The organism is Acidimicrobiia bacterium (assembly GCA_040878325.1).
Taxonomy (GTDB): domain Bacteria; phylum Actinomycetota; class Acidimicrobiia; order Spongiisociales; family UBA11373; genus JAUYIV01.
The window spans coordinates 122,441-144,368 of sequence record JBBDMM010000010.1; the positions used below are offsets into that span (position 1 = coordinate 122,441).

General features: G+C 65.3%; 19 protein-coding genes and 1 pseudogene. 10 read left to right on the forward strand and 10 right to left on the reverse strand.

Going from position 1 to position 21,928, the window contains the following annotated elements; all coding sequences use genetic code 11:
* Window positions 1-16 precede the first annotated feature (16 nt).
* Complete coding sequence (locus tag WD184_05675) at window positions 17-1,396, reverse strand: dipeptidase (GenBank protein MEX0826223.1); 1,380 nt, start codon at window positions 1,394-1,396, stop codon at window positions 17-19.
* A 169-nt stretch (window positions 1,397-1,565) separates the two neighbouring features.
* Here WD184_05675 and WD184_05680 point away from each other — a divergent pair, with 169 nt between their 5' ends.
* The 6 genes from WD184_05680 to WD184_05705 all read left to right on the forward strand — a co-directional run bounded on the left by WD184_05680 (window position 1,566) and on the right by WD184_05705 (window position 8,875).
* Window positions 1,566-3,221, forward strand: coding sequence for an ABC transporter substrate-binding protein (locus tag WD184_05680; protein MEX0826224.1), 1,656 nt, complete (start codon window positions 1,566-1,568; stop codon window positions 3,219-3,221).
* A gap of 245 nt (window positions 3,222-3,466) precedes the next feature.
* A complete protein-coding gene (locus WD184_05685) occupies window positions 3,467-4,546 on the forward strand; it encodes an ABC transporter permease (GenBank protein MEX0826225.1) in 1,080 nt (359 codons plus the stop codon).
* Between the two features lie 64 nt (window positions 4,547-4,610).
* On the forward strand, window positions 4,611-5,507 hold the full coding sequence (locus tag WD184_05690) for an ABC transporter permease (protein MEX0826226.1): 897 nt from the start codon (window positions 4,611-4,613) through the stop codon (window positions 5,505-5,507).
* A complete protein-coding gene (locus WD184_05695; GenBank protein ID MEX0826227.1) occupies window positions 5,504-6,505 on the forward strand; it encodes an ABC transporter ATP-binding protein in 1,002 nt (333 codons plus the stop codon). The genes WD184_05690 and WD184_05695 overlap by 4 nt, the downstream gene beginning before the upstream one ends.
* Window positions 6,502-7,512, forward strand: a complete 1,011-nt coding sequence (locus WD184_05700) for an oligopeptide/dipeptide ABC transporter ATP-binding protein (GenBank protein ID MEX0826228.1) — start codon at window positions 6,502-6,504, stop codon at window positions 7,510-7,512. Before WD184_05695 ends, WD184_05700 begins: the two co-directional genes overlap by 4 nt.
* 115 nt (window positions 7,513-7,627) lie before the next feature.
* Window positions 7,628-8,875 carry an FAD-dependent oxidoreductase gene (locus tag WD184_05705; GenBank protein ID MEX0826229.1) on the forward strand — a complete coding sequence of 416 codons (1,248 nt, stop codon included), beginning with the start codon at window positions 7,628-7,630 and terminating at the stop codon, window positions 8,873-8,875.
* Window positions 8,876-8,916: 41 nt separating this feature from the next.
* Here WD184_05705 and WD184_05710 read toward each other — a convergent pair.
* A pseudogene (locus WD184_05710) lies at window positions 8,917-9,096 on the reverse strand (NAD(+)--rifampin ADP-ribosyltransferase).
* A gap of 65 nt (window positions 9,097-9,161) precedes the next feature.
* On the opposite strand from WD184_05710, the gene WD184_05715 reads away from it, so the two are divergent.
* Window positions 9,162-9,542 (forward strand): VOC family protein, encoded by a 381-nt coding sequence (locus WD184_05715; protein MEX0826230.1) that lies wholly within the window; start codon window positions 9,162-9,164, stop codon window positions 9,540-9,542.
* A gap of 218 nt (window positions 9,543-9,760) precedes the next feature.
* Here the strand turns inward: WD184_05715 and WD184_05720 are convergent, their stop codons facing one another.
* From WD184_05720 to WD184_05735, 4 genes are all read right to left on the reverse strand, one after another.
* Window positions 9,761-10,300, reverse strand: coding sequence for a HEAT repeat domain-containing protein (locus tag WD184_05720; GenBank protein MEX0826231.1), 540 nt, complete (start codon window positions 10,298-10,300; stop codon window positions 9,761-9,763).
* A gap of 77 nt (window positions 10,301-10,377) precedes the next feature.
* Entirely contained in the window at window positions 10,378-10,857 is a 480-nt protein-coding gene (locus WD184_05725; protein MEX0826232.1) for a hypothetical protein, read from the reverse strand.
* A 344-nt stretch (window positions 10,858-11,201) separates the two neighbouring features.
* Complete coding sequence (locus WD184_05730) at window positions 11,202-12,110, reverse strand: hypothetical protein (protein MEX0826233.1); 909 nt, start codon at window positions 12,108-12,110, stop codon at window positions 11,202-11,204.
* Window positions 12,111-12,219: 109 nt separating this feature from the next.
* Window positions 12,220-12,957, reverse strand: a complete 738-nt coding sequence (locus WD184_05735; protein ID MEX0826234.1) for a hypothetical protein — start codon at window positions 12,955-12,957, stop codon at window positions 12,220-12,222.
* Window positions 12,958-13,221: 264 nt separating this feature from the next.
* Here WD184_05735 and WD184_05740 point away from each other — a divergent pair, with 264 nt between their 5' ends.
* Window positions 13,222-13,938, forward strand: coding sequence for a hypothetical protein (locus WD184_05740; GenBank protein MEX0826235.1), 717 nt, complete (start codon window positions 13,222-13,224; stop codon window positions 13,936-13,938).
* Complete coding sequence (locus WD184_05745; GenBank protein ID MEX0826236.1) at window positions 13,929-14,099, forward strand: hypothetical protein; 171 nt, start codon at window positions 13,929-13,931, stop codon at window positions 14,097-14,099. The genes WD184_05740 and WD184_05745 overlap by 10 nt, the downstream gene beginning before the upstream one ends.
* On the opposite strand, the gene WD184_05750 is transcribed toward WD184_05745, so the two are convergent.
* From WD184_05750 to WD184_05765, 4 genes are all read right to left on the reverse strand, one after another.
* Complete coding sequence (locus WD184_05750) at window positions 14,077-15,483, reverse strand: recombinase family protein (GenBank protein MEX0826237.1); 1,407 nt, start codon at window positions 15,481-15,483, stop codon at window positions 14,077-14,079. The two genes, WD184_05745 and WD184_05750, sit on opposite strands and share 23 nt — an antisense overlap.
* A 58-nt stretch (window positions 15,484-15,541) precedes the next feature.
* Complete coding sequence (locus WD184_05755) at window positions 15,542-17,467, reverse strand: M3 family metallopeptidase (protein MEX0826238.1); 1,926 nt, start codon at window positions 17,465-17,467, stop codon at window positions 15,542-15,544.
* 173 nt (window positions 17,468-17,640) lie between these two features.
* Window positions 17,641-19,272, reverse strand: a complete 1,632-nt coding sequence (locus WD184_05760) for a PQQ-binding-like beta-propeller repeat protein (GenBank protein MEX0826239.1) — start codon at window positions 19,270-19,272, stop codon at window positions 17,641-17,643.
* Window positions 19,273-20,892 carry a PQQ-binding-like beta-propeller repeat protein gene (locus tag WD184_05765; protein ID MEX0826240.1) on the reverse strand — a complete coding sequence of 540 codons (1,620 nt, stop codon included), beginning with the start codon at window positions 20,890-20,892 and terminating at the stop codon, window positions 19,273-19,275.
* Window positions 20,893-21,043: 151 nt separating this feature from the next.
* Between WD184_05765 and WD184_05770 the strand changes: the two genes are divergently transcribed.
* A complete protein-coding gene (locus tag WD184_05770) occupies window positions 21,044-21,901 on the forward strand; it encodes a YihY/virulence factor BrkB family protein (protein ID MEX0826241.1) in 858 nt (285 codons plus the stop codon).
* Window positions 21,902-21,928: the final 27 nt, after the last annotated feature.

Sequence of the window (21,928 nt, forward strand, 5' to 3'; positions counted from 1 at the left end):
ATCCAGGAACCAAGAGTCAAGAATCAAGAGAGTCATTGTCAAGATCTTGACTCTTGGTTCTTGACTCTCCTAGGAGCCGTAGTGCGATCGCCTCGGCGACTATCGACTTCTGCCAGTCGTCCAGGTCGAGGCTCTCGTTAGGGCCGTGGGCCCGGCTGGTGGGGTCGGCGGCTCCGGTGAGGACGATGGCCGCCTCCGGGTAGGCGTCGGAGAACGCTGCCACGAACGGGATCGATCCACCCACGCCCATGTCCACCGGCTGGCGCCCCCAGGCCTCGGCGAAGGCGGCGCGGAATGCGTCGACGCGCGAGTCCTCCCCACCGAGGGCGAACGGGGCGCCGCTCTCCCATGGTGTGACCGTCACCTCCGCCCCCCAGGCGGGCTGTGACTCGAGGTGCGCCACCAGCGATTTCATCGCTCGATCGGGCAGATCCCCCGGGGCAAGGCGCACGCTGACCTTCGCGGTGGCCCGCGGGATCAGTTGGTTGATCGCCTTGGCAACCGGTGGGGCGTCGATGGCGAGCACCGCGGCCGCGGGCTTCATCCACAACCGTGACGTCAGGTTGCCCGAGCCGATGAGTTCCACGCCAGGGAGGACGCCCGCCTGCGATCGAAGCTCTTCTTCGGTGAGGTCGAGCGGGTCGGCATCGCCGGTGACCAGGCCGGGAACGGCCACCTCGCCACTGGCATCGTGGAGCGAGGCGAGGACTCGACACAAGATGGTCAACGCGTCGGGGACCGCCCCGCCGAACTGGCCGGAATGGACCCCAGCCTGGAGGACCTTCACCTCGATCTTGGCCGACACCAGCCCGCGCAGCGAGGTGGTGAGGGCAGGGACGCCCACGCGCCAGTTGCCGGAGTCGGCGATCACGATCACGTCGGCGGCGAGCAGGTCTCCATGTTCGGCGAGGAAGCCGGGAAGGTTCGCCGAACCGATCTCTTCCTCGCCCTCGATGAACACCTTCAGGTTCACCGGTGGCGCACCGTCGTAGGCCCGCAGCACCCCGGCGTGACCGACTACGCCGGCCTTGTTGTCGGATGAGCCCCGGCCGTAGAGGCGGCCGTCTCGCTCCTCGGGCTCGAACGGCTCGGTATCCCAGCCATCGTCCTCACCGGGGGGCTGGACGTCGTGGTGCGCGTAGAGCAGAACGGTGGGGGCGCCGGCCGGCCCGGGGACTTCACCGAACACCGCGGGGTGGGCGTCGGCGTGCTCGAGCAGCCGCACGTCTCGGTACCCGGCGCCTCGCAGCAGTTCCGCAGTGGTTTCAGCCGATCGGCGCACTTCGGCGGCATCGAAACTCGGTGCGCTCACTGAGGGAATACGGACCAGCGCCTCGAGTTCGGCCCGCAATGTCGGCAACAGGGCCTCGATTTTGCTCTTGAGATCGTCGTACATGCCGGGGACGGTAGTGCGGGCCTGGGCCCCAGTTACCAGCGTTCCGCCAAGAAAGGGGCGGAACTGGATTCACCGAAGGGGGGCGCGGGCTAACCTTGCCGTTCCGGGCCGACTCTCCGTCGGCCGGGAACTACAACGGGAGAAACCCTATATGAAGCGATTTACGAGAGTGGCAACTCTCGTCTTGGTGTTCGCGCTGGTTGCTGCTGCTTGCGGCGACGACGACAGCGGCGGCACGACCACGACCGCGGCAAGCGATTTCGTGGGAGACGCGGTGGTTGCCCCCGACTGCGATTACGGAGGCAAGATCAAGTCGATCACTGCCACCGACCAGTTCACTGTGGTGTTCGAGATGTGCAAGCCGGTGCCCGCCTTCCCGCAGATCGCGGCGTTCACGCCGTTCGGGATCCAGCCGAAGGAGCACCTCCAGGCCAATGCTGGTCCTGCATTGTTGGAGAACCCCGTTGGCACGGGACCCTTCGTGCTCGACCAGTGGCAGCGCGGCGACAGCATCATCTTCAGTCGTTTCGACGACTACTGGGGCGTCAAGCCCGTGTATGAGACGCTCGTCTTCCGCTGGGCCACCGAAGGGGCGGCACGCCTTCTCGAGCTCGAGACGGGGAATGTCGATCAGATCACGAATGTGAGCCCTGACGACTTCGAGACGGTGCAGAACAACCCCGATCTGACGTTCATCCCGTCGGCGAACCCGAACACCTTCTATTTGGCGATGACGAACACGTTCTCGCCGTTCAACAACCTGAAGGTGCGGACCGCGATCGCCATGGGTATCGACCGGCAGCGGATCGTCGACAACTTCTACCCGGAAGGGTCGGAAGTCGCTTCCCACTTCACGCCTTGTTCGATCCCGAACGGGTGCGCGGGTGAAGCGTGGTACGACTTCGACATGGCGGCCGCTCGGGCCCTCCTTGCAGAGGGGCTGGCCGAGGAAGGCCTGTCCGTCGACACATGGACCACTGCGATCTACTACCGGGACGTGTTCCGTGGCTACCTGCCGGAGCCGGGCAGCGTGGCGGTGGAGATCCAGACGCAGTTGATGGAGAACCTTGGCATCACGGCCGATGTGGTCGTGATGGAGTCGGGCGAGTTCATCGACGAGTCGACCAACGGTCGTCTCGACGGGTTCTACCTACTCGGTTGGGGTGCGGACTACCCGCACATCACCAACTTCCTCGACTTCCACTTCGGCGAGGCGTATCCAGGGTTCGGTACCGGCCACCCGGAGATCTACGAGAACCTCATCGAGGCCTCGACGATCGCGGATGAGGCCGAGACCGCGCCGCTGTACGAGGCGGCGAACAACGCCATCCGGGAGCTGGTGCCGATGGTGCCGATCGCTCACGGAGCGTCCGCTTCGGCGGCGTTGGCGTCGGTGGACGGTGCCCATTTCCGTCCGTTCGGTGCGCCATTGTTCGAGGCGGTCGATCCGGGCAAGGACACGTTTGTGTGGATGCAGAATGCTGAGCCGATCAGCCTGTACTGCGCCGACGAGACCGATGGTGAATCTCTTGCCGCCTGCCAGCAGGTGGTCGAGGCTCTCCTCGGTTACGCGATCGACTCAGGTGAGGTCGTGCCGGCACTCGCCACCTCGTGTGATGCGAACGCGGACTCCACTGTGTGGACCTGCGTGATCCGTCAGGGCGTGAAGTTCCATGATGGGTCGGACCTCGACGCCAACGACGTGGTTGCCTCGTGGGCGGCAGGCATCGATGCCTCCAACCCGTACCACATAGGCAACACCGGCGTGTTCGAGTACTACGCGTACTTGTTCGATCAGTTGATGAACCTCCCGGCCGAGGGCTGATCGCCTCGACGGAGTAACGGACGAGAACCGGGGGGCCCCCGGTCTCGTTTCAAGCGCGATACGCAAGTCGCGATACGCAATACGACAGAGCCTGCGAACCAATCGGAAGCACTGGAACTCAAAGGAAGCCCAAGAGGAGCCAAGAGCGAAGACTCAAGATCCAAGACCGAATTCGTCTTGACTCTTGATTCTTGACTCTTGATTCTTCCGTCGGGTAGCGGGTAGCGGGTAGCGGGAGGTGACACATGCTCCACTTCGTCGGGCGGAGGCTGTTGCTCGCGCTTCCGGTGCTGCTTGGCATCCTCATCGCCACTTTTCTGCTTGCCCGAATGATTCCCGGCGATCCGTGCCGGTCCGCCCTGGGCGAGCGCGCCACCCAGGAAGCCTGCGATCGATTCGAGCGCAACAAGGGCCTCGACAAGCCGATCCCCGTGCAGTTGGGGATCTATGTCGTCGACGTCGCCCAGGGCGACTTCGGCGACTCCATCCGCTTCTCGCGCCCGGTTTCCCAGATCCTCATCGAACGCCTTCCGATGACGATCGAGCTGTCCACTGCGGCCTTGCTCATCGCCCTCGGCGTCGGGATCCCGTTGGGCATCGTGTCTGCCATGAAGCACAACACCGCGGTCGACGTCGGCACGATGATGTTTGCCAACATCGGGGTGTCGATGCCGGTCTTCTGGCTCGGCCTTCTCCTGGCGTACTTCTTCGCGCTGGTCCTGGGTGACACGCCGCTGGCGTTACCACCGTCCGGTCGTTTGAGCGCGGGGTTGATCTCTGAGCCGTTCTACGAGGTATGGGGCCTCGGTGTGAATGACGGGAACTTCTTCCACACGGTCCTCGAGTTCATCTCGAACCACTACATCTTCAATGCGCTGATCACCGCCGATTGGGAGCTGTTTTTCGATGCCATCCAGCATCTGATCCTGCCGGCGGTGGCGTTGAGCACGATCCCGATGGCGATCATCGCCCGGATGACCCGGTCGAGCCTGCTCGATGTGCTCGGACGCGACTACGTTCGCACGGCCCGGGCCAAGGGTGCCCCTGAACGGCGGGTGGTGGTGAGGCACGCTTTCCGCAACGCCATGCTTCCCGTGGTGACGATCATCGGACTCCAGCTCGGAGCGCTGCTCTCAGGAGCGGTGCTCACCGAGACGGTGTTTGGGCTTGCGGGCGCGGGAACGATGCTGTTCGAGGCCATCACCGCCCGCGACTTTCCGATCATCCAAGGGTTTACCGTCGTCATCGCTACGGGCTACGTGGTCCTCAATCTCATCGTCGACGTGTCCTACGCGTACTTCGATCCTCGAGTGAGGCTGGAGTGATGCCGTGTCGTGGGTGAGGAACCGGGTCGACGAACTGAGCCAGCCGCAGGATCCCGCGCGTCTCGTGCAGAAACCTCGCGGTCTGTGGAGCGGGGTGCTGAAGCGGCTACTGCGTCGCAAGACCGGGGTGATCGGCATGTCGATCATCGGGATGATGGTGCTGGTCGCGTTGGCCGCCCCGCTCCTCGCCCCCTACGACCCCACCAAGGTGCTGATCGGCCACGAGGAGAACATCAAACGCCGCGACCCACCGTGCGTCCATCTGTTGGGATGTGACGAGGCGAAGCCGCAGCACATTCTCGGCCTCGACGGCAATGCCCGCGACGAGTTCAGCCGAATCATCTACGGCAGCCGGGTGAGCCTCTCGGTGGGCTTCAGCACGGTTTTGGTGGCTTTCACCGTCGGGGCCAGTCTCGGGGCGATAGCCGGGTTCTGGGGAGGTTGGATCGACAACCTGATCATGCGGGTCATGGACGTCGTGCTCGGTTTCCCCGCGTTGCTCCTCGCCATTGCGATCGTCGCCGCACTCGGTCCGGGTTTGAGGAACACGCTTCTGGCCATCGCGATCGTGTCGATTCCGGCGTACGCCAGAGTGATGCGCGCATCGGTGCTTTCGATCAAAGAGCTTGACTTCGTGGCGGCGTCCCGGGCGCTGGGAGCGTCCGGCGGCCGGATTCTGTGGACCCGTGTCATCCCCAACGCACTGACGCCCCTCGTTGTGATCGCCACCCTGGGTATCGCGACGGCGATCCTCGACGCCGCCGCCTTCGGCTTCCTGGGCCTGGGGGCGCAGGAGCCGACCGCCGAGTGGGGCAGCATGCTCGCCCGGGAACGGAATCAGGTATTCAGCGCCCCCCACCTCGTGTTCTTTCCCGGCCTGGCGATCATGATCACCGTCTTGGGGTTCAACCTGCTCGGTGACGGCCTGCGCGACGCCCTCGACCCCTCACTCGCCGAATGACAACCGAGCAGCGCCCGATTCTCGAGGTCCGCAACCTCCGGACCTACTTCCACACGCGCGACGGGGTCGTCAAGGCCGTCGACGGGGTGAGTTTCGAGGTACGGCGCGGCGAAATCCTCGGCATCGTCGGCGAGTCCGGATGCGGCAAGAGCGTCACCTCGCTGTCGCTGATGCGGCTGGTGCCCAAGCCCGGTCGCATCGAAGAGGGATCGAGCGTCACCTTCGACGGCAGGGACATCTTGAAGATGTCGTCGAAGGAACTGGAGGGCCTGCGGGGAGAGCACGTTTCGATGATCTTCCAGCAGCCGACTTCGGCCTTGAACCCGGTGACCCGGATCGGAGTGCAGATCTCCGAGGTCTTCGAGATCCACCGTGACCTGAGTCGCGAGGAGGGACTCGAGCGGGCCAAGGAGATGCTCGTAACCGTCGGCATCCCCGACGTCGACCGGCGGGTCGACTCATATCCGCACGAGTTCTCCGGGGGGATGGCGCAGCGGGTGATGATCGCCATGGCCCTGGCGTGCGAGCCGGACCTCTTGATCGCCGACGAGCCGACCACCGCCCTCGACGTGACGATCCAGGCGCAGATCCTCGACCTGATGCGCAACCTCCAGCGGAACCTCAACACCGCGACGATCCTCATCACCCACGACCTGGGCATCGTCGCCGAGATGGCCGACCGGATCGCGGTCATGTATGCCGGGCAAATCGTCGAGGAGGCGGACGCCGTCACCCTGTTCGAGGAGCCGAAACACCCTTACACCCAGGGGCTGATCGGCTCGGTGCCGGTGCTGGGGACCGTAAAGGAAACTCTCGACACGATCCCCGGGATGGTTCCCGACCTGATCGACCTTCCGGTCGGCTGCCGCTTCGCAGACCGCTGCAAGGCCCGCATCGAGCATCAATTGACGATCTGCACCGAGATCGAGCCGGAGCTGTTCCAGGTGGGGGAAGGTCACCGGGCTCGGTGCTGGCTCTACTCGGAGGACCGCCGATGAGCGACGTGCTTGTCAGGGTCAAGGACCTGGTGAAGGACTTCCCGGTGAAGGGCGGCATCCTGCGGCGGACGGTGGCCAACGTGCGCGCCGTGGACGGCGTCGACCTCGAAATCCACCGGGGCGAGTCGGTCGGGTTGGTGGGTGAATCGGGATGCGGCAAGACGACCCTGGGACGGATGCTGGTACGACTGCTCGATCCGACCTCGGGGACGATCGAGTTCGACGGGGTCGACATCGCCAGCCTGGAGGGCGATGAACTGAAGAAGATGCGCCAACGCATCCAGATCATCTTCCAGGACCCCTACTCCTCGCTCGATCCGCGGGCCCCGGTGGGGGCGAGCATCGCCGAAGGGTTGAAGATCCATGGCGTCACCGACCCCGATGAGCGCCATCAGCGGGTGATCGGCATGATGCGGCTCGTCGGCCTCGAGCCATATCACGCCCAGCGCTTTCCTCACGAGTTCTCGGGGGGCCAACGGCAGCGGATCGGGATCGCCCGGGCGCTCATCCTGCGGCCCGACTTCGTCATCGCCGACGAGCCCGTCTCGGCACTCGATGTCTCGGTGCAGGCCCAGGTGCTGAACCTGCTCACCGAACTGCAGGGGGAGTTGGAGCTGACCCTGCTGTTCATTGCCCACAACCTGGCCGTGGTCGAGCACATCAGCGATCGGGTGGCCGTGATGTATCTGGGCGACATCGTCGAGATCACCGATCGGGAGACGCTCTATCGGGCTCCGGCCCACCCTTACACCGAGGCGCTGCTGTCGGCGATCCCGGTGCCCGATCCGACCCTCCGCCGCAAGCGCATCCTGCTCGAGGGGGACGTCCCCAGCCCTTTGAATCCGCCTGCCGGCTGCCGTTTCCACCCCCGCTGCCCGATTGCGGTCGACGGTGTCTGCGACGTCGAGGTACCCAGGCTGCTGCCCGTACCCGGCACGGCAGAACACATGGCCTCATGCCACCTCCGCACCGGCGCCTACCGACACCTGGACAAGGCCGCGACGTAGCCGGCGCCCGGCCGCACACGACCCCAGCGCTCATCAACTGACCGCTTCTGCTGCGAACTGCGAATTGCGAGTTGCGGGCGAGCGCAGCGAGACCAAGCCTTACACTTTGGCCCCCATGCGTGACACTGCCGACGTGGTGATAATCGGTGCCGGGATCATCGGCCTGTCGATCGCCCATCAGATCAGTCGCCGCGATCCGCGCAAGATCGTGATTCTCGAGAAGGCGGCGAACGTGGCCGAGGGTTCGACAGGGGCGTCGTCCGCCATCCTCCGCCAGCGGTACACCCACATCGAGGCCATCACCATCGCCCGTGACGGTCTGCGAGCTCATCGCAGCTGGGGGGCGTATACCGGGCTGGAGGAACCCCGGGCCCGCTTCCATCACTCCGGGGTGCTGTGGATGCTGGCCGAGGCCCGCGAGGTGGCGGAGCGCGATCGGGATCGAATGATCTCGCTCGGCATCGACGCCGAGGTGCTCGATGCCGAAGCCGTTCGCTCCCGGTTCCCCGCACTTTCGACCTGCAACGCCCCCTTCGATCTCAGCGGCGAAACCGAACACGTCTGTGTCGACCACGACGCCTTTCTATACGAGGGCGATAGCGGGTTCTTCGACCCGGTGAGCGCCGCCCAGGATCTCCTCGAGGTCGTGCGCCAGGCCGGGGTCGAGGTGCGGTTCCAGACCGCGGTCACTGGTATCCGCACCGCGGGAGCCCGCATCGAAGGCGTCGACTTGGCCGATGGCTCCTCGATCGATGCCCCGGTGGTGGTGAACGCGGCCGGTCCCTGGGCCGCCCGTATCGCCGCGATGGCCGGCCTCGAGTGGAAGTGGACGATCCGCCCCATCCGTGCCCAGGTGATCTACCGGGAATGGCCGCGCGATCTCGTCCCCGGCCCGATTCCAGTGCTGGGCGACTCGTCGGCGGGGATCTACCTGCGACCCGAGGCCAGCGGACAGCAGATCCTTGTCGGCTCGATTCTCCACGAGGACGAGCAGGAGGTGGTCGAGGATCCGGACCACTTCAACAACAACGTCGATGCTTCCTTCCGCGACACCAAGATCCATGCACTTCATCATCGGATTCCGGCTCTGCCGTATCGGGGCCAGATTTCCGGATTGGCGGGGATGTACACCATGAATGTCGAGGATGTCCATCCCATCGTCGGTCCCACCGCCATCGAGGGGTTCATCGTGGCGAACGGCTTCTCGGGCCACGGGTTCAAGGAGTCTCCGTCAGTGGGATCGATGATCGCTCGCTTCCTCACCGGTGCCCCCGCCGACGAATGGGACACCGAGGCGCCGATGGAGTTCCTCTCGATCGACCGCGATCCGATCGCGCTGGCAGATACGACGGTGTTGGCGTAGAGACTCCAGCCTCCACCTCGGGGAGGATGTGGAGGCTTGCCTCAGTCGTCAATTGGCTCTACGCCGAGCGCTTTGAGCCGCTCCAGGTTGTCCTTCATGGCCTGGAGTGTCTCCGCGGGGTGCCCGTGCCAGCCTGTCACCTCCCTCATGACTCGCAGCGGCTCTCGGGAGCGGTATGACTTCGTCGGATTGCCGGGAAACCGGGGGTTCGTCAGCCGTGGGCCTGGACGACACGACACCGAAGGCAACGGAGCGAAAGGGTCGGCCCCGGGTATAGGGTTGGGTGGTGCCCGAGATTTACCCCTTCCTGGCAGTACGGGATGTGTCTGCAGCTGTCGAGTTCTACGTTCGCGCGTTCGGTGCCGTGGAGGAGGGCGAGCGCCTCGTAGCGCCCGACGGACGGCAGGTTGCAGTGCTGCGAGTCGCTGGCCAGCATCTCGGAGTTGCGACTGAAGCTCCAGACCTCGGCACCCCGAGTCCAGAGTCCCTCGGCGCAACGACGGTCCGCATCTCACTCGAGGTGAACGATCCGGATGAGGTCCAGGAACGCGCCGTGTCTGCGGGTGCCAGCGAGATGTTCGCAATGGCCGATCAGCCCTACGGGATGCGACAGGGCCGGCTCATCGATCCCTTCGGTCATCACTGGTTAATCGGCAAACGCCTCTAGAGGCTCCCCTGATCGAGCGTGGCGGTGCTTCCCTCGCCCAGCCTACGTAAATGTCACCTGACGCTTCAGGGCACAACACAGGCCCTCGGCCAGCGTCCGTAAAGTCACCCGAGGGGGCGCTCAGGCTGGTGCGGTCACAAGGAGCCAGGACCCCTCCGGGTGAGGGAAAAAGACCGTCGGCCAGGGTGCGCCAATCACATCCGAGGGAACGCGGCACCCTACGTCCGTCGTTCGATGTCGCCAATGGCGCGCTCGACGCGTCTGGCCGCCGGTTCACCGCTCGTTCGCAGCACGGCGGCGAGAACTCCGACAGCGGAGTCATCTCCGACCCGGCCTAGGGCGATCACGGCCGCCTGTCGCACCCGCGGATGCGCGTCCTGCAGCGCCCGCTTCAGCTGGGGTGTGACATCGCCCACACCAAGTCGACCCAGGGACATGGTCGCGTTCATCCGCACCCGCCAGTGCTCGTCTGCCATCGCCTCGAGCAGCACCTGCCTCGCTCTCGGATCAGCGAGGTAGGCCATGGAACGCGCCGCCCATGCCCGCGGCCAGTACGTCAGGCGATCTCCGGTCGGATCATGGAGCAGCCTGTCTGCATGTCCATCACCGATGTCGAGCAGAACGCGGCGCCATGGATGATGAACAAGAGCGGGACCGGCCACCCGTGAACGAAGCAGCTCGGCCAGCACCCGTAGCGCCCGCTCGCCGCCCAAGCGACTTGCGAGAGCCTGCGTCCCGATCCTCGGAGTCCACCCCATACGGCCGAGACCCTATCTGACTGGCGGGGGGACCCGGTCCCATCGGCCAGGGTGCGTAAGTGTCATCCGAGAGGTGCTTAGGCGCAGAGTGGCACGACACCTCTCGGCCAGCGTTCCACGCCCTCGCTATCCCGGAGGTACACGGCGTTCGGATCGCTTGGCGAGAGCCACAGCTCCCTTCCGACCGATCGGAAACCTGTATCGATCGCATCCGGAGGCAGCTCCTGCAGTTCGGCGAAGCCCGCCCTCAGCTCGGGCTGCCCGTAGGCCTGATCCGGGTCGCGTACGTACTCGCTCCCGTCACCCGACCGCCAGGGGTGGTCCCAGCGTGCCCCCACGGGCTCACCGGTCCGAAGCACTCGTACCGTCTGCCGTCCGCAGTGAGCGGATCCCGCCCACTCGAGGAGCACGTCGAGCCGGACAAGACAGCCCTGGGCGTCGGTCCATGGGAACTCGCGGACTGAATGTGGCTCGCCTTCGAGCGAGACGACATCATCCGGTTCTCCGGTGCACTCGTGTGCGGCGGGAGTGGCGGACCATGGATGATGGGATCTCAATATCAGGGTGGTCGATATGGTCGACCCCGGGGACAGACCAGTAATCACCGTTGAGTTGTTGGCCCCTTGGTCGGCCGATGAGGTGACTTCCTGGGGTGTGCATGCGCCCAGAAGGAGAATCGCTATAGCGACACGAACGCCGATGTGGCCCCTCCTGTGAACGATCCCAGATTGTCGCACGCCCCTGCGGACCGAAGACCGCGCGATCGACTCGCAGATAACGGTGCCCTCCCCTCGGCCAGCGTACGTAAATGTCACCCGAGTATCGCAAGGTCGACTCGGGTCCACCGCAGAGCGCAATCGAGTCGGACTTGCCTGGAGCGACCCCGTCTTTCGGACAACCTTCAGCTGGTGCGCCCGCTGGCTCCTAGCGGTCTCACCACCTCGGCAAAGTACGTTCCGTCGTACTCGCAGTCAGGGGGTGGGTCGTCAGGCGTGCGATCGCTGGCAGAACCATGGAGCGTGACGTTGTCCCCTGATCTGACCACTGTCTCGGTGAATAGTGCCTCCCACCGGCTCATGTGGATGGTGTGGTCGTCCAGAAGCGAAACGGTTCCCGCCGGCCAGACGACAAGCAGCTCGCGGTCGGAGCCGGAGAAGGTGACCGTGGTGCAAGCCCCGTCGATGGTGATGGTGGGCGTGCCGTCGTGCCCCATGCCGCCAACCCCTTCCACACCCTCGACCGGGCGAGTCGTCAGCCCGTGTCCAACCGGCGCATCAAGGGCACCGAGAAGGATCAGCTGCTCGTCGTAGGCGCAGCTCGCGGGCATCGGCTCGGCCAGCTCTCCATCGACTGCATCGAACGGGATGCCTCGGAATTGGTAGCGGGCGCCAGATGACAAGACCAGAGTCGGGGTAGCCGGGTCGATGTCTTCGAAGTGGACGCCGTCACCCTGCACCCAGACGTACCGTTCTCCCCCTGTCGGCGGCCCGGGCGGGAGATTGAAGACCAGAAGAGTCGCCGTGTCCCCCGTTTCGGCGGTCACGCAAGACCCGTCGACGCGGAGAACAGCGTCCTCGACGACTCGGATCGGGAGAGGGGATACGTCGAGCAATGCGTCATGCGTCGACGAACCGATCCGCGGCGGGTCGAATGCCACCGGCGTGGAAGTCGTTGACGTCGGTGAAGATGACGTCGTGACCGGCTCAGGCGTTGCTGTTGTGGGAGCGACGGATGGCGTTGGCTTCGCGGCACCCGAACACCCCGCAGCGACGAGAACCAGCGCGACAACTGCCAGCATCTGCCGAATCACCGGGAAATGGTAGGCCGAATCGCTTGGTGCGCTTCTTCGTATCGGATGTGGACCAGAACCCTCGGCCACAGTGCGGAAAGCACACCCGAGCAGTTAACGCAGCCCGCTCCTACCCAGACTCGTCTTGGCTGCCGGAGGGCGGCGGCAACCCGGCGCAGCCTGGTGGACCCATCGAGCCACCAATGATCTGGGAAATCGTGCGGGATCTGGGTTGGCTATCCGCTGCACACGGTCGTCGAGCCTCCACATCGTCGGAACGAATCTGAACAATCAGTCTCGTCTCGTCGATCAGTATGGTGATCCAACCTTCGCCCTGGTCAAGGACATAGCCGACGACGTGCTCGCCATCGGCGGTATCAATGCGCTCCGCCGAGAGCCACATGGCGTCCCCAAAGACCACTAGAACGGCCAAGAAGAACAGCATGATGCTGAGCGCAGTGATCGAGGCAGTCGATCCGCGTCCGGCACGGTCCCGACTCCGCCTCCACCGACCGATTGCAAACCCGGAGAGCCACCCCACCACGAGCCCCACGAGCATCGGGACGGTGGCCGTGTAGAAGAAGGCGGCTCCATAGAACGGCGCGGGCGCTAGTTCCCAAGCTCGAGCGGGCTGATCCTTAGGTAGAGGTCTTGCCATGTAGCGGACGAAAGCGAACGCAGCCATGAGGGGTACGGTGAACGTCAGCACGCCCAAGACGACCACGACTGTGTCGCTGTACCCAAGGATGGCCGAGGCCACTCCCGGCTGGAACTCAGCGACGGCTAAGACCTTGAGAACCACCACGGCAAAGACGACGGTGGTGCCGACGAGCGCGGGGTGATCACGCACAAGGCGCGTCGCGGTCAATGCGCTGGAAAGGACGCGTGCGTGTGTGTTATCCGGAGTTGATGTGTGTGTCACGCTTCCCTCTTGACTTGAGTATGCAACGAAACTCGTCACCCCGCTCTGCGGGCGGTGGCCGGGTTCTTCCTTGCGAGTTACACAGATGTTGTTTCGTAGGGATGTTCGCGTCTACGCTTTGGGGGACCGGCAAGTGATGTCCGCGGTATGACGACCGCCTGAGTTAGAGACCGCCGGAGTTTCCACTCTGTTCTCCTCGTGGGAGTGCTCATGGCGGCCGGTTGGTTCCTATCTCTGTATCCCGAGGCCGGTGAGGCTGGGGGTTCGTTCCGTGGTCTGAGCCGCGTTGATTCCTCGTCGGGTGGGGGGTGGGCGGTGGACCCGGCCCGATCGTTGGACGAGGCGGCACGGCGGGCACGGAGCAAGGTGCGGCGGTATTGCGCTGCGAATGGGTTGAACCGCTTCGGGACTCTCACCTACGCGGGTGAGGGGGTTCATGACCCTCGGGTGGTGCGGGCCGATGTGGGTCGGTTCTTCCGTGGTCTGCGTCGGGGTCTTGGTGGTGAGGCGTTCCCGTATCTGTGGGTGCCCGAGTTACATAAGTCGGGCCACGGGTTCCATCTGCATTTTGCGGTTGGTCGTTATGTCCCTCGGGGTTTGATCGAGCGGGCGTGGGGGCGTGGGTTCGTGTTCATCAAGCTGATCCAGGGCACACCGTCGGGGGCGGGGGTGCGGGAGGAGGCTCGGGTCGCTGCCCGTTATCTGTCGAAGTATCTCGGTAAGGAGATGGCGGGGGCGGGTGGCCTCAACCGGTATGACGGTGCCCAGGGGTTCCAGCCGAAGGCCGAACCGATCACCGGCCGCACCGAATCGGTGGTCGTTGAGGCGGCGTCGGAGCGGATGGGAAGCCAACCGGCCTATGTGTGGCGGTCGGTCAATCAGGAGGGCTGGAAGGGTCCCCCGGCGGTGTGGCTGCAATGGCGATAAAGCCACTGTCGCCCGAGGTTGTCGCCGGCTGGGTGGATTCCTCGACGGCCGCCCAGGGCGTGCCGGCCAAGGTGACAGACCCAAATGCGGTCGAGGCGGTGTCAGCGCTGTTGGGCGAAGGCCGCGAACCGGTCGAGGTCAAAGACGCCACACCGGCGTGAACCGATCGGGATCGAAGGTGTTGCGTCCCTGCCGGGCAGGCTTCACCACGAGGTGATCGAGGACGGTTCGGACAATGGCGTGCTGTCTGGTGAGCGGCAGATCGGCCCAGGCTTCTTGGAGCAGGCTGGATCTTCCGGCGTATTGGGCGATGTCGTGAGTGGGTGAGATCCGAGAAAGGCGACGCCTCGCAGCATCTATCCGGCTCTGGATTGGTTGGCGGGCGGCGAGCCATTCTCGGTGGCTGATTGCCTTGTCGGCGTAATCGGTGGCGAGCCGGTCCAACATCGCCTCGTCGGCGGCGACCTGATCCACCAGGTCAGCCTGTTGGGTGCTCGCTCGACTGACGGCGGCCAAAGCAGCGGCCAACTCTGGAGTGTCGAGACGGTAGAGGACGGCTTGGGCAACCAAACTCTCGACGGGTTCTGACACGGCTGCCATCCGGCCGCAGCCACCAAAGCCAGGACCCGAAGCACAGACATAGCGGCGCTGGCCACCCGAACGGGGCCGGGAATACATCACCGTCCCACAAAGGCCGCATCTGAGGAGGCCGGTGAGCAGGTAACGGCGGGGGGACCGGCCCGTAGGGCCGGACCCCGCCGCCCGGCTCAACCGGACCCGCAGACGGTCCGACTGGGCCGGGGTGATGATCCCGGGCCATTCGGCTTTGGCGGTGATCTCACCCCGATGCTCCCTGCGTCCCGAGATGCGGGCCGAGCGCAGCATCCGATTCAAGGTGTTCGGAGTCCACTCCCCACCCTTGCTCGTCTTCACCCCTCGCCCGTTGAGGTCCGAGCAGATTGACCGGGCCGACTCCCCAGCCAGCGTCCGTTTCACTGCCTCTTTGATGATGGGGGCTTCTTCGGGGACGACATGGAGCCGGTCCTTGGTGTACCCGTAGGGGCGGGCACCGCCACCCGACACCTTCCCTTTCGTAGCCAGCTCGAGATGCTTGCGGCGCAGCCGGTCGGCAGCCTTATCTGATTCGGAACGGGCGATCACGCTGCCCAGTCTGGCAACCATCCGACCCTGCGGCGTCGCCAAATCAACATCACCCGCCCGCACCGTCCGAATATCCGACAGCCCGGCGTTCTCGCACAGGTCGATGAAGTCCTCCAACTCCCTCGGACTGCGATGCAACCGGTCGGGATGCCACACCACCAGGGCGTCGACCGTCCCTGCCTTGATGTCGTCACACAGCCGTTCGTATTCGGGGCGACGCCTCCCCGAGTAAGCCGACACATCGTTGTCCACAAAGACATCGCCCACCGGCCACCCCAGCGAAGCGGCGAGGCCCTCGCAGTCGTCGATCTGACGGTCCACACCCAGATGAGTCCCATCAGGGTCAGAAGAGATACGGGCGTAGATCGCAGCAGCCTGAGGCATCAGGGCACATTAACGCACCGTCCCCTCGGCGACAGCGCTCACATCTGAGGGTGGGGACCTACTCGATTCCCAGGTACCTCAGAAACGCGGTTTGGTTGGGCTCGCGGCCGAGGAAGTCGCGCAGCATGTCCATTGGGTCCTTGGAGCCCCCCGGGCCGATGACCCTTTCCCGGTAGTCCTTGCCGACCTGAGGCGACAGCACCCCTTCGGCCTCGAAGCGGCTGAACATGTCGTCGCCGAAGACCTTCGACCACAGGTATCCGTAGTACCCGGCGTCGTATCCGAAGAGGTGCCCGAACCCGGCGGGGAAGAAGGTGCCCTCGTGGAACGGGAACAAGCCGATCTCGGTCGTCTCCCTGGTGATGGTGTGGAGGTCCTTCTTCGCTCCCGGCCCGTGGAAGGCGAGATCGAGCTTCCCGAACGACACCTGGCGAAGCATCGCCAGGGAGATGTGGAGGTTGCGAGCCTCCACCAACTGGTCGACCAGTTCGTCGGGGATCGGCTCCCCGGTCTTGTGGTGCCGGGCGAACCTGCGCAGCACGTCGGCGTTCCAGCACCAATGTTCCATGATCTGCGACGGCGCCTCGACGAAGTCCCACTCGGTGTTGTAACCGGCGAACCGAATGTGCTTTGCCCGACCAAGGCTGTTGTGGAGGACGTGACCGAATTCGTGAAAGAGCGTCACCACCTCGTCATGGCGGAGCAGTGAAGGGGCGTCGGCTGACGGCTTGGTGAAATTGGCCACGATCGCGGTCACCGGCGTTTGCTCGCCATGACCCGAGATCAGGTCGAAGGCCGCCGCGTGCCCGAACTTGCCTTCCCGCGGGAACAGGTCCATATAGAAGGTCGCCAACAGTTCGCCGGTGGCCGAGTCGAGGATGTCGTAGGCCACCACGTCCTTGTGCCACGCGTGGATCGACTGGTGCTGGCGGTACTTCAGCCCGAAAACCTCGCCCGTGATCGCAAACATCCCGTCGAGCACCTGTTGCAGAGGAAAATAGGCGGCCACCTCATTGGGGTCCACCCCGAACCGCTCCTTGCGAATCTTGGTGTGCAGGTATCGGTGATCCCATCCCTCGGGCCGTTCGCCGTTCTGGGCGGTGGCGAGGTCGTCGATCTCGCTGCGTCCCTTGGCGGTGAGCGCGGGCACGATGCCGGCGTACATCTCCTCGACCACCTTGGGGTCCTTCGCCATCTTCTCTTCCATGCCGTAGTGGGCCCACGACGGCAGCCCGAAGATCTCGGCGATCCGGTGGCGGAGGCGGACCGCTTCCTCGAGGAGCGGGAGGTTGTCGGCGGCGGCCTTGTTGTAGAACTTGAACTGGATCTGACGCCGCAGGTCGCGGTCCTCGGCCTGGTCCATGAACGGGTAGTAGTCGGGGTAGTCGAGCGAAACCCGGGACGTACCCTCGGTCGCGCCGGGGGCGAGCCGCCCGACGTAGTCGTCGGGAAGCCCGGCCAGCTGCTCCCGCGTCAGGTCGAGCCCGTCCTCGAACTCGTCGATGTTGCGGGTAAAGGCCACGTCCAGCTCCACCAGCCGGGTGCGCATCTTCTGCACCTCGCCGCGCTCTTCCTCACTCAGCCCATGACCGGCGCGACGGAAGTCGCGCTGGGTGAAGTCGAGCAACCGGCGGTCCTCCCCTTCGAGGGCGACGGCCTCGTCGGTGGTGGCATACGCCTCGACCGCCTCGTACAGGTCGCGGCGAAAGGCCAGGTCGGACTGCCACTTCGACAGCCTCTCCTCGGCTGCCTGGGCGGCGTCGCGGACTTCCTTGTCGGGGTGGACCCGGGCCATGAAGGGGCCGACGCCGTAGGCGCGCACCAGGGCGTCGCCGAGCATGTCGAGGGGGGCCATCGCGTCGGCCCAGGTGCGGGGACCGGAGTGATCGACGATCGAGGAGATCAGCCCATCGCCCGTGGCGATCGCATCCTCGACGGCCTTGGTGACGGATTCGGCAGTGACCTTGGTGTAGTCATAAAGCATTGGAGCGAGGTTAGTTCAGAGTCGCCAGTCACCGATCGCCAGGAAGGCCGTGCGTCATCCGGTTCTTGAAGAAGTGGGTGGGGTGCTCGCAGGGTCCGCTGCCCCCTCCGTCACCGCCGAGGACGGCGGTGCCACCTCCCCCGCCGAAGACGGCGGAGGAGGACGCCGGAGCCTCAGCCGTCTTCTATCCCATACAGGGCACCGTCGCGCGAGAACAGGTAGATCATCCCCTTCCACACCACGGGGGTGGCCTCGAGGGTGGAGGCGCCGACCCGGAACTCCCAGCGGAGCTCGGGCTGGCGGGGGTTGGTGACGTCGAAGTTGTAGAGGAGGCCCTCGTATCCCGCGACCAGCAGGTTGTTGCCGATGAGGATCGGCGACGAGAGTGCGGTGGAGACGCCGACGCGGGCCGAGGGGCCGATGTGATGGAACCACAGCTCCGCACCCGTGTCCCGGTCGACGGCGACCACGTTCCCCTTGTTGGTGAGGACATAGACCACCCCATCGCCGAGCACCGGGGTGCCCCAGACACCGCCGTATGCCGGGGGATCGGTGATCGATTCCATCCCCCAGATCCGCGGGTCGCCATCGGTGTACGGGTCGAGCTTTACCAACTGGCCGACCTCGCGGCCGCGATTGTTGAACCGCTTCCACTCCACCGGGACGTAGAGCATGCCTTCCTCGTCGATGACGATCGACCCGTCCACGTCGTCGCCGACCCAGTAGTCGAAGACGATCGGGGCGTTGCCGTTCTCGACGTCGGTGATGTCGAGGCCGATGACCCGCCCGGCGGAGGTGCCGAAGTAGATGCGGCCTTCGAACATGGCGGTGGTGCTCTCGACACTCGTCGATGTGCACCGGGCCGCGTTGACCGCGCTGCACCCGGCCTGAATCTGGGTGAGGAGGGCATCGTCCCAGGTCTTCATCTTGAACAGCAGTTCGGGGGCGACCGTCACCAGCCCTTCGGCGTCATACCGGCGATTCAGCTTCCAGATGTAGTAGATCGAGTTCTCGCCGCCTTCGAACATGATGTCGTTGACGATCAGCGGTGCCGAGTCCCAGTGGGTGTTCCATCGTCCCTCGACCGAGAACGACGGGGTAGCGAACGCCCATAGGGTGACGGGATCCCCCCGGTCGAATGCGGCAATGCGGAGATTGCCGTCGGTGCTGCCGAAGTAGACGAGTGGGAACCCGTCGGGATCGAGCGTGGGGCTGCCCTTTACGATGCTGTCGGTGGCCAGCGGCGTACGCGTGGGCTCACCGGTGACCGCGTTGACGAAGTGAAGCCGGCCGTCGTAGGCGCCGGAGATCAACTCGGTCACCCCGTCGGGACTCTCCCAGATCGCCGGTTGTCCGGTCCACCCATTGCCGCACCAGGTGGACGAGACGCCGAAGTCGGTCAGTTGACCGCACAGACCCCCGCTCGCCGGATAACGCCATGCGGTGGCGGGGGACGCCGGCACCGGCCCCTCGCCGTGGTAGGTGTGGGTGGGGTTGCCCCGGTGGGTCAGCAGGCCGACCACCTGGTCACCCCACGGCTGGCCCACCGTCCGTCGATCGACCCAAGGGTGGAGTGGGGCCCCGGTCGTGGTGGTCGTATCGGGCAGCGATGTGGTGGTCGAACCGACCGTCGTGCTGGTGCCACTCGAGCCAGTGGTGGTCGACGAACTGGTACCAGCCGGCACCGTCGATACCGCCGACTCGGTGCGGTCGGTCGCCAGCCACAGAAAGGCGGTGACGCTGGCCGACGCGAGCAGGACCCCGAGCCCGATCGCGACCAGCGCTGGAGGTGTCGACCGGCGCATCTAGGTGTTCTTGTCTCCGACGGCGTACATGAAACCGTCGCGGCTGCCGACGTAGATCATCCCTTTCCACACCGCCGGGGTCGACTCGAGGTGGCTGCCGATCACGAGGGACCAGTCGAGCACCGGCGAGCGGGGGTCGGTGATGTTGAACTTGCGGAGGAGGCCGTCCTGGGCGGCAACTATCAGATCGTTTCCGACCACCACCGGCGAGGACCAGGAACCGGGAGCCAGCTGAAGCGCGGCGATTTCCTCCCCGGTCGCCTGATCGACGACCACCAGGAAGCCCTTGTTGGTCACCGCATAGAGGACACCGTCGCCCAGTGCCGGTGTGGACCAGAGCCCGCCCTTGGCCGGGGCGGTCGTGAGCGAGAACATGCCCCAGACCCAGGGGTCCCCGGCTGTGTACGGGTCGAGCTTGATGAGCTGACCGACGTCCTGGGCCTGCTGCAGGTAGCGCTCGTACTCCGCCGACACGTAGAGGAATCCCTCTTCGTCTATGACGATCGAAGCGTCGACGTCGTCGCCGACCCAGTAGTCGAACACGACCGGCGCCTCGCCGTTCTCGATGTTGGTGATGTCGAGCCCGATCACCCGGCCGGCCGAGTTCGCAAAGTAGGCGCGGCCCTCGAAAATGGCGGTGGTGTTCTCGACGCTTATCGCCGGATACGAGAGTCCGATCTTCTCCAGCAGCGCGTCGTCATAGGTCGACATCTTGAACAGGAGGGTCGGCTGGATCGTCACCAGGCCGAGATTGTCGTACGCCCGGTTCAGCTTCCAGATGTAGTACCAGCCGTTCTCGGCGCCCTCGAACAAGATGTCGTTGACGATGCGGGGGCTGGCATCCCAGTCGTCGTTCCATTGGCCCTCGACCGCGACCGTGTCCGACGGCTCCGGGCAGCTTGGCTTGGGAAGGCAGATCTCGAATGCCCACAATTCGACCGGTTCTCCGCGGTCGAGGGCGAGGGCGCGGAGTTTGTTGTCGCGGCTACCGAAGTAGACGATCGGGTATCCGTCGGGGTCGATGGTGGGCGTTCCCTTGATCAAATCGCCGGTCTGAAAGGCGTCGCGGGTCTTCCTGCCCGTCTTGGCGTCGACGAAGTGGAGCTTCCCGTCGTATGCCCCGAAGATCATCTCGGTGACGCCGTCCTCACGCTCCCAGATGACCGGTTGGCCGGTCCACCCATTGCCGCACCAGGTGGTCGTCTGGCCGAGGTCGGTGGATTGGCTGCACATCGGGTTGTCGGGGTATTTCCAGGTCTTTTCCGGGTTGGATGGCACCGGCCCCTGGCCGTAGTAGGTGTTGGTGGGGTTGCCGCGGAAGGTAAGCAGCCCTTCGACGGCGGTTCCCCAGGGTTCCCCGACGGTGCTCCGGTCCACCCAGGCATGGGATTGCGTGAACGCGGTCGTCGAGGTGGTCGCCCCCAGAGTGGTCGAGGAGGGCTCTGACGTGGCGGTGCCGCCGTTGGTGTCGGTGGTCGTGACGAGCGTTCCCAGGTCCGGAAGCGTGCCGGGGGCCGCCGTCGATTCTTCTGGTGCGAACATCGAGAACAGCGCGATGCTGGTCGCGGCGAGCAGGATGGCGAGCCCGGCTCCCACCTGGAGCGGGCGGATCGGTGACATTCGGGGGCGAGTCTACGGAGGGTGAGGGGATAGGAGGGGTACCAGTCTCCAGTCCCCAGTCTCCAGTCTCCAGGCGGCCTTCGGCCGGTCAAGTCTCCGGAACGGCCGACGTGATGCGTTGCCCAGGGTTGCTTCGGGTAACAATGGGCCGATGTTCGCCGCTGCTAAAGAGCATGCCCTTGCCTTGCGCTGGCGTGTTCGCGACTCCGGGTTGTCGCTGCATGCGGCCGCGGTGGCTTATCACGCGTTTCTCGCCCTGGTTCCGCTGACCCTCGCCTTGCTCGGGGTCGCCGGGCTCATCGGGCAGTCGGCTTCTGCGGTGGACCGACTCGAGAGGGCTCTCGAACCGGTTGCCCCAGAGTCAGTGGTCGAGTTCATCGTCGACCTCATGACGGAGGCGGGTGTGCGCGTTGGGGGGAGCGAGGGCATCCTGATCCTCATCTCCTCGATCGTCGCCCTGTATCTCGGTTCGCGCGCCGTGGTGGCCCTGCAGAGGGCGCTCGCCGCGGTCGACCACCAGATCGCGGGGCGCCGGGGCGCCTCCATCCGGCTGGCCGCGGTCGGCCTGACCGTCGCCGGTGGCATCACCCTGCTCATCACCTCCGTGCTGCTGGTGGCCGGCCGCGAGATCTTCGAGTTCCTCGGCTACCTCACCGGCTTCGACGCCCTGGCCGACCTCTGGGTGTGGCTACGAGTTCCCGTGTCGGCCCTCGGCCTCTTCGGTTTCCTTCTCGCCCTGTACACCTTCGGCCCACCCCGGCCCTTGCCAGGGGCGTGGTTGGCCGCCGCGGTGGCCACGGCGGTTGCTCTGCTGGGCAGCCTCGGATTCGGGCTGTACCTGTCCGCCGCCCCTGATCTCGGCCCGACCTTCGGCACGCTGGGTGCCGTCGCGGTGGCGCTGGTCTGGCTCTATGTCGGCGCTCTCGCCATCCTCTTCGGTGCGGTGGTCGCCCTGTACGTCGCGGGCGAGCCCCCGCCCGATCAAGTCCTCGCCGCTCCCCTCGACTAGGCGGGCGGGCGGCCTTCGGCCGCCTTG

What these genes read in the sequence shown, in the direction of transcription:
- WD184_05675 (MEX0826223.1), bottom strand. Translation starts at nt 1,396, where the DNA reads ATGTACGACGATCTCAAGAGCAAAATCGAGGCCCTGTTGCCGACATTG.
- WD184_05685 (MEX0826225.1), top strand. Translation starts at nt 3,467, where the DNA reads ATGCTCCACTTCGTCGGGCGGAGGCTGTTGCTCGCGCTTCCGGTGCTG.
- WD184_05695 (MEX0826227.1), top strand. Translation starts at nt 5,504, where the DNA reads ATGACAACCGAGCAGCGCCCGATTCTCGAGGTCCGCAACCTCCGGACC.
- WD184_05700 (MEX0826228.1), top strand. Translation starts at nt 6,502, where the DNA reads ATGAGCGACGTGCTTGTCAGGGTCAAGGACCTGGTGAAGGACTTCCCG.
- WD184_05705 (MEX0826229.1), top strand. Translation starts at nt 7,628, where the DNA reads ATGCGTGACACTGCCGACGTGGTGATAATCGGTGCCGGGATCATCGGC.
- WD184_05720 (MEX0826231.1), bottom strand. Translation starts at nt 10,300, where the DNA reads ATGGGGTGGACTCCGAGGATCGGGACGCAGGCTCTCGCAAGTCGCTTG.
- WD184_05740 (MEX0826235.1), top strand. Translation starts at nt 13,222, where the DNA reads ATGGCGGCCGGTTGGTTCCTATCTCTGTATCCCGAGGCCGGTGAGGCT.
- WD184_05745 (MEX0826236.1), top strand. Translation starts at nt 13,929, where the DNA reads ATGGCGATAAAGCCACTGTCGCCCGAGGTTGTCGCCGGCTGGGTGGAT.
- WD184_05750 (MEX0826237.1), bottom strand. Translation starts at nt 15,483, where the DNA reads ATGCCTCAGGCTGCTGCGATCTACGCCCGTATCTCTTCTGACCCTGAT.
- WD184_05755 (MEX0826238.1), bottom strand. Translation starts at nt 17,467, where the DNA reads ATGCTTTATGACTACACCAAGGTCACTGCCGAATCCGTCACCAAGGCC.
- WD184_05760 (MEX0826239.1), bottom strand. Translation starts at nt 19,272, where the DNA reads ATGCGCCGGTCGACACCTCCAGCGCTGGTCGCGATCGGGCTCGGGGTC.
- WD184_05765 (MEX0826240.1), bottom strand. Translation starts at nt 20,892, where the DNA reads ATGTCACCGATCCGCCCGCTCCAGGTGGGAGCCGGGCTCGCCATCCTG.
- WD184_05770 (MEX0826241.1), top strand. Translation starts at nt 21,044, where the DNA reads ATGTTCGCCGCTGCTAAAGAGCATGCCCTTGCCTTGCGCTGGCGTGTT.